Genomic DNA, 6682 nt, shown 5'->3' with positions numbered 1-6682 from the left:
TATATGTTGATTAGTCTTTCTATTCAGTTTTCAGAGATCTAGGAAAGCCCTTTTTGGGCTTTTTTATTTATCTTTTTAGTACAATATATGAATATGAAACAAATCACTAAACAAAGCAAAAACTATCATATTAAAGACATCACTAAGGCTTTGCAATTGCTACTTTTTTATTTTTTGATTGTAGCTATCTTTGCTTTATTTATGATGATGGGAAAATATATAAACAACGATCAATACTTCAAGAATAAGTTAGTTGTTTCGTATTGATTAATTGCTGTAATATTAGTTAGTCTTTGTTGTGCAACTTATGATTTTATAAATTATAAAAAAGGTTGAGTAGCAATTAAAATATTTGCTTGGTTTAGTCTTGTTTTGTATATTTTAGCCTCGGTAATATTTGTCATTATTGTTTAAGAAAAGGCTAAAAAATCGTTTTGTAAAAAAATCGTTTTTTGTTATAATTAATAAGCAACTACGACTGTGATACATAAGGTTGTAATACTCCGAGCTTAGTTGTTCTTCTCGGAGATTAGTTTTTATGTGGAGTCAGTTCAAAATTAATGAACAAGGAGAACAAATGAAATTACAAATCAAAGTTAAATCATTCGAACATGCTTTAGTTGACCAAGCTAGTGTGAAAATTGTTGAATTAGCTAAAAGCGAGAAAGCTAATGTAAGTGGACCAATTCCATTGCCAACAAGAAAAGAAATCATCACTATCTTACGTTCAGTTCACGTTAACAAAAAATCACGTGAACAGTTCGAATCAAGAACTGACAAACGTTTAATCATTATTGATAACGTAAGTGAAAAACTAGCTGATAGATTCAAATCTTTAGAATTACCAGCTGGAGTTGAATTAAGTATCAAATCTGTTAAGTAATTAACAGTTTGTTTTTATTTTATATATGCGCCCGTGCGTACATATAAATATCAATTTCAATAACAAAATGAAAGGATCAAGATGAAAGGAATCTTAGGAAGAAAAGTTGGGATGACTCAATTATTCACAGCTGAAGGTAATGCAATTCCTGTTACTGTGATTGAAGTTAAACCAAATGTTGTTACTAAAGTTCTAACAGCTGATAAAGACGGTTATGTTGCTGTGCAATTAGCTGTTGAAGACAAAAAACAATCAAGAATCAAAAAACCTGAAGTTAATAGATTCGCTGCAGCCAACACAACACCTAAGCGCTTCGTAAAAGAAATTCGTAACATGTCAGGTTACGAATTAGGGCAAATGGTTGATGTAATTATTTTCGAAGCAGGAGAAGTCGTTGACGTACAAGCAACTTCTAAAGGAAAAGGGTTTGCAGGAACCATTAAACGTCACAATCAAAAAATCGGACCTAAGTCTCACGGGGGAGGGGGAGGAAGCAAACCTATCCGTCAAACTGGATCAATCGGGGACATTTCTGGAAACCGTGTTGTTAAAGGAATGACCATGCCAGGTCACTTAGGAAACGTTAAAACTACTGTACAAAACTTAGAAGTTGTTGCTACTGATAAAGAAAACAACTTAATCATTATTAAAGGTTCAGTACCAGGACCAAACAAAGGATTTGTAACAGTTAAACAAAATGCAAAACATATTGCTAAAAGACCAGCTATTGAATTAGTTGATCTAAAAGTTGCAATTGCTAAAAATGAACTATTCGAAGAAGCTAAAAAATATGGTGTGGTATTAGAATCATCAATGTCACTAGATGAAATGAAACAACTATTAGAAGAAGCAAAACAAAAAGCTGAAGAAGCTAAAGAACAAGAACAAGAGGTTTAATAATGGCAGAAAACAAAAAAGCTACAACTAAAAAAGAAGCTAAACCAGCTGTTGATGTTGTTAAAACACAATCTCAAAGTCTAAAATTTGCTTCAGATAAATTACCACAAAGATTATTCGGATTAGAAGAAGTTCACGCACAAGCAATTTTCGACACTATTTTAAGTGATCGTGCTTCAAGAAGATTTTCAACTCACAAAGTTAAAAATCGTGGAGAAGTTTCAGGGACAGGTAAAAAACCTTGAAGACAAAAAGGAACTGGTCGTGCACGTGCAGGATCAATGCGTTCACCAATTTGAGTAGGTGGGGGAAGAGCATTTGGACCTACCACAGCTAAAAACTACTCATTAAAAGTAAACAAAAAAGTTCGTGCTCTAGCAGTTAAAAGTGCTTTAAGCCAATTAGCTCAAGCACAACAAGTTTTTGTTCACGAATACAAACTTGCAAAACCTTCAACTAAAGAACTAGTTAGTCAATTAAAGGCAACAGGTCTAGCTGATGTTAAAAACGTTTTATTAGTGACTAATGATGAAAATGTTTTCCTATCAGCAAGAAACTTACAAAACGTAGTTACTGTTAAAGTAAGCTCACTAAGCGTTGAAAGACTATTAGCAGCTGATGTGATGGTAATTAGTGAAAACGATGTAAAAGTATTAGAAGGGTTGGTTAAATAATGAACGTTAATGATGTAATTAAATATCCAATTTTAACTGAAAAAAGCTACAACCAAATGTCAGACAATATTTACACATTTGCAGTAGATCGTCGTACAAACAAAGTTGAAGTAAGAAAAGCTGTTGAATTCATTTTTGACGTTAAAGTAGCGAGTGTTAACATTCTAACAGTTGCTGCCAAACCAAAAAGACTAGGACGTTTTGCAGGATACACAAACAAATACAAAAAAGCTTTAGTATATCTACAAGATGGATACAGCATCAATTTCTTCCCAGAAGAATCTAAAGCTGAAGAAAAAGAAGAAACTGCAGTACAAACAGAAGTTGCAGAAAACAAAAAAGACGCTAAAGCAGTAGAAGCAAAAGTTGCTGAAAAATTAGCTAAAAAAGCTGCTAAATAATTTATCTTGCTAACCATAAGATAAGTTTTGAAACAGAATTAATCACCTAAAAGACAAAATCTCATTATTTTTAGGTCAATCATTAAAGGAGAATACGATGGCTATTAAACATTACAAGCCAACCTCTAATGGTCGTAGACACATGACATCGTTAGATTACAAGAAAAATCTAACTGGTCATGCTCCTGAAAAATCTCTACTAGTTACTTTAAAAAAACACGCTGGTAGAAATAATCGGGGAGTTATAACAACTCGTCACCACGGAGGTGGAACTAAACGTAAATATCGTATTATCGATTTCAAACGTAACAAAGATGGAATCGAAGGAATTGTTAAAACAATCGAATACGATCCAAACCGTAGTGCAAACATTTCATTAGTTGTTTATCGTGATGGAGAAAAACGTTACATCCTTCACCCTAAAGGACTAAGTGTTGGAAGTGTTGTTGTTTCAGGAGACAGTGCTGACATTAAAGTTGGAAACAGCTTGGCACTAAAAAACATTCCTGAAGGTACATTCGTTCACAACATCGAATTACAGCCTAAACAAGGGGGAATTATTGCCCGTAGTGCTGGAACAAGCGCCCAAATTTTAGGTAAAGATGAAGAAGGTAAATATATTATTCTAAGACTAAAAAGTGGTGAAGTACGTAAAGTCCTTGGAGAATGTCGTGCAACTATTGGAGTTGTTGGAAATGAAGAACACTTATTAGTAAATATCGGAAAAGCAGGACGTAACCGTCACCTTGGAATTCGTCCAACAGTACGTGGGTCAGCAATGAACCCTAACGATCACCCACATGGAGGGGGAGAAGGGCGTCAACCAATCGGACGTAAAGCTCCACTTACACCATGAGGTAAAAAAGCTCTTGGAGTTAAAACTCGTTCAACTAAGAAAGCTTCAAACAAGTTGATTATAAGAAGAAGAAAGGCAAGTAAATAATGGCTAGATCACTAAAAAAAGGTCCATTTGTTGATGACCATTTAATGAAAAAAGTTGTTGCTATTCTAGAAAACAAAGCACCAAAACGTCCAATTAAAACTTGAAGTCGTCGTTCAACAATCTTCCCAGAATTTGTTGGATTAACATTCCAAGTTCACAATGGAAAAGTTTTCAACGATGTTTTCGTAACAGCTGACATGGTCGGACATAAATTAGGAGAATTCTCACCAACCCGTACATACACAGGACATGGTGCAGATAAAGGGAAGAAGAAATAATGAAATCAGCAAACGCAAGTGTTAAAACACAAAGAATTTCTGCTCGTAAAGCCCGTCTAGTTGCTGACTTAATTCGTAACAAATCAACTCAAGAAGCTATCGCTATTCTAAAAACTACTAATAAAAAAGCTACTTACATTCTTTTAAAACTTCTAAAAAGTGCTATCGCTAATGCAACCAACAACCACGGTCTAAACGCTGATAAGTTATACATTTCAAAACTACTTGTAAATGAAGGTCCAACTTTAAAACGTTACCAACCTCACTCACAAGGTAGAGCATATCCAATCTTAAAGAGAACAAGCCACTTCTTCATTGAAGTAAGTGAATATTAATTAAGGAGAGTTTACTATGGGACAAAAAGTTAATCCAAATGGTTTTAGATACGGAATTACTAAAGACCACAACTCAACTTGATATGCTGACAAAGCACAATATGCTGCTAACTTATTACAAGACCAAGCAATTTACCGTTTCTTCAATAAATTAGTTCGTAACTACCAAATTGGAAATGTACAAATTAAAAGAGACAACAAAGAACACATTTCAGTATTATTGCACACAGCAAAACCAGGTGTTGTTTTAGGGACAAACGGAGACAACATTAAACAACTTACTGCTGATTTGAAAAAAGCGTTAAGAAATAAAAATTTAAATGTCAACATTGAAGTTGTTGAACTTAAAAAACCAGATTTAAATGCTAAATTACTAGCAGAACAAATCGCTGTTAAATTAGAAAACCGTGGAAGCTTTAGACTAGCTCAAAAACAAGCTATCAAGGCTGCTATGAAAGCTGGAGCTAAAGGTGTTAAAACTGCAGTTTCAGGACGTCTAAATGGAGTTGACATGGCTCGTAAAGAGGGATACAACGAAGGTGAAATGAAACTTCACACCCTTCGTCAAGATGTTGACTATGCAACAGCAACAGCTCGTACAACATATGGAGCACTAGGAATTAAAGTTTGAGTATCATTGGGAGAAAAATTAGAAAAAGGAGCTAACGATGTTACAACCAAAAAGAACTAAACACCGTAAAATGTTCCGTATCCGTCACGACAAAACCAAAGCATTTCGTGGAAACAAAGTAAGTTTTGGAGAATACGGATTGCAAGCTAAAACTTCTGCTTGAGTTTCAGCTCGTCAAATTGAAGCAGCCCGTATCGCTATTACCCGTAAAATGGGACGTGAAGGACAAGTTTGAATTAGAATTTTCCCACATATGTCAAAAACTTCTAAACCTATTGGAGTTCGTATGGGATCAGGAAAAGGATCTCCAGATCAATGACTAGCAGTTGTTAAAGAAGACACAATGATGTTTGAAGTTAAAGGTGTTAAAGAAGAAATTGCTCTAGAAGCACTACGTCTAGGTGGACACAAACTACCAGTTAAAGTAAAAATTGTTAAACGTGAAGAAACAGAAGGAGAAAACTAATGGAATTCAAAGATTTTCAAGCTAAAAGTGTTGAAGAACTAGAAAAATTAGTAGCTGACTACAAAGCTAACTTATTCACTCTTCGTTTCAAATCAAAAACTGGACAATTAGAACAAAACCACAAAATCAGAGAAGTTAAAAAAGATATCGCAAGAGCACTAACAGCATTAAATGAAAAAAAATCAAAGGAAGTTAAATAATGGAAAGATCAAACAACCGTAAAGTTTTAACTGGAAAAGTTGTTTCAACCAAAAATGATAAAACCATTATCGTTTTAGTAGAAACATATGTAAAACACCCAATTTACCAAAAACGTTTCAAAAAATCAAAACGTTTTGCAGTACATGATGAAAACAACCAAGCAAATTTAAATGATGTAGTTAGAATTCAAGAAACTCGTCCACTTTCAAAAACCAAACATTTCCGTCTAGTTGCAATTAAAGAAAAAGCTCTAGTAGGAGAAAACTAATGTTACAAGAATTATCAAGAGTTGTAGTAGCTGATAACTCAGGTGCTAAAGAAGTCGGAATTATTTGTAACTTAGGAGGAAGTGTTAAGAAATTTGCAAACATTGGTGATGTTGTTATCTGTTCTGTTAAAAAAGCTCTTCCAAACGGAATAGTTAAAGAAGGACAAATTGTTAAAGCTGTTGTTGTAAGAACTAAATACGGAATTCAACGTAAAAACGGTTCAAACATTCGTTTTGATGATAATGCTGTAGTAATCATTAAAGAAGATAAAAACCCACGTGGAACTCGTGTTTTCGGACCGGTAGCGCGTGAACTTCGTGATAAAGGATACTTAAAAATCGTTTCATTAGCACCGGAGGTACTATAATGGCTAGTCAAAAAATTCGTAAAAATGACACAGTTGTAGTTATCAGTGGAGCTCAAAAAGGTAAAGTATCAACCGTTCTAGCAATCGATCCAGTTAAACAATTAGTTACTTTAAAAGACGTTAACAAGAAAACTAAACACCACAAACCAAGCCAACAAAAAAATGAAGGTGGAATTGAAATTAAAGAATTCCCTATCCACATTTCAAATGTTGCTATTCTAGTTAAAAAAGGAACAGCAACAACCCCAGCAACATATTCAAGAGTAGGATTTAAAGTTGATAAAAACGGTAAAAAAGAAAGAATTGTTGTGAAAACTCAAAAAGCTATCTAATTAAG

Annotated in this window: 13 protein-coding genes and 1 pseudogene; all 14 read left to right on the top strand. The window is 34.0% G+C overall.

The features are described 5' to 3' along the window. The first annotated feature begins 87 nt into the window (after positions 1-87). Positions 88-414 (top strand): hypothetical protein, encoded by a 327-nt coding sequence (locus tag ACWXVN_RS02675; RefSeq protein WP_455979026.1) that lies wholly within the window; start codon positions 88-90, stop codon positions 412-414. A gap of 163 nt (positions 415-577) precedes the next feature. Then, on the top strand, positions 578-883 hold the full coding sequence (rpsJ, locus tag ACWXVN_RS02670; protein ID WP_455979025.1) for a 30S ribosomal protein S10: 306 nt from the start codon (positions 578-580) through the stop codon (positions 881-883). A gap of 81 nt (positions 884-964) precedes the next feature. Continuing rightward, positions 965-1639: pseudogene (rplC, locus tag ACWXVN_RS02665) on the top strand (50S ribosomal protein L3); the annotation flags it as partial. A gap of 143 nt (positions 1640-1782) precedes the next feature. Then, entirely contained in the window at positions 1783-2454 is a 672-nt protein-coding gene (rplD, locus tag ACWXVN_RS02660) for a 50S ribosomal protein L4 (protein ID WP_455979024.1), read from the top strand. Then, entirely contained in the window at positions 2454-2855 is a 402-nt protein-coding gene (rplW, locus tag ACWXVN_RS02655; RefSeq protein WP_455979023.1) for a 50S ribosomal protein L23, read from the top strand. Before rplD ends, rplW begins: the two co-directional genes overlap by 1 nt. Positions 2856-2952: 97 nt before the next feature. Further along, positions 2953-3798, top strand: coding sequence for a 50S ribosomal protein L2 (rplB, locus tag ACWXVN_RS02650; RefSeq protein WP_438341307.1), 846 nt, complete (start codon positions 2953-2955; stop codon positions 3796-3798). Continuing rightward, the gene (gene rpsS / locus ACWXVN_RS02645) at positions 3798-4076 is read left to right on the top strand and encodes a 30S ribosomal protein S19 (RefSeq protein WP_455967809.1); all 279 of its coding nucleotides are present in this window, start codon (positions 3798-3800) and stop codon (positions 4074-4076) included. Before rplB ends, rpsS begins: the two co-directional genes overlap by 1 nt. Continuing rightward, positions 4076-4411, top strand: coding sequence for a 50S ribosomal protein L22 (gene rplV, locus ACWXVN_RS02640; protein ID WP_438341305.1), 336 nt, complete (start codon positions 4076-4078; stop codon positions 4409-4411). The genes rpsS and rplV overlap by 1 nt, the downstream gene beginning before the upstream one ends. A 16-nt stretch (positions 4412-4427) precedes the next feature. Beyond that, positions 4428-5102: a 30S ribosomal protein S3 gene (gene rpsC, locus ACWXVN_RS02635; protein ID WP_438341304.1), complete on the top strand. Its 675-nt coding sequence runs from the start codon at positions 4428-4430 to the stop codon at positions 5100-5102. After that, entirely contained in the window at positions 5080-5508 is a 429-nt protein-coding gene (gene rplP, locus ACWXVN_RS02630) for a 50S ribosomal protein L16 (protein ID WP_438341303.1), read from the top strand. The genes rpsC and rplP overlap by 23 nt, the downstream gene beginning before the upstream one ends. Continuing rightward, positions 5508-5708: a 50S ribosomal protein L29 gene (gene rpmC / locus ACWXVN_RS02625; RefSeq protein WP_438341302.1), complete on the top strand. Its 201-nt coding sequence runs from the start codon at positions 5508-5510 to the stop codon at positions 5706-5708. Before rplP ends, rpmC begins: the two co-directional genes overlap by 1 nt. Further along, entirely contained in the window at positions 5708-5977 is a 270-nt protein-coding gene (gene rpsQ / locus ACWXVN_RS02620; protein ID WP_438341301.1) for a 30S ribosomal protein S17, read from the top strand. Before rpmC ends, rpsQ begins: the two co-directional genes overlap by 1 nt. Continuing rightward, entirely contained in the window at positions 5977-6345 is a 369-nt protein-coding gene (gene rplN / locus ACWXVN_RS02615) for a 50S ribosomal protein L14 (protein WP_455979022.1), read from the top strand. The genes rpsQ and rplN overlap by 1 nt, the downstream gene beginning before the upstream one ends. Continuing rightward, positions 6345-6677, top strand: a complete 333-nt coding sequence (gene rplX, locus ACWXVN_RS02610) for a 50S ribosomal protein L24 (protein WP_438341299.1) — start codon at positions 6345-6347, stop codon at positions 6675-6677. Before rplN ends, rplX begins: the two co-directional genes overlap by 1 nt. Positions 6678-6682: the final 5 nt, after the last annotated feature.

Source organism: Mycoplasma sp. 4044, assembly GCF_053851695.1.
The sequence above is the reverse complement of the archived record's forward strand: the minus strand, read 5'-3'. Positions and strand labels throughout refer to the sequence as shown.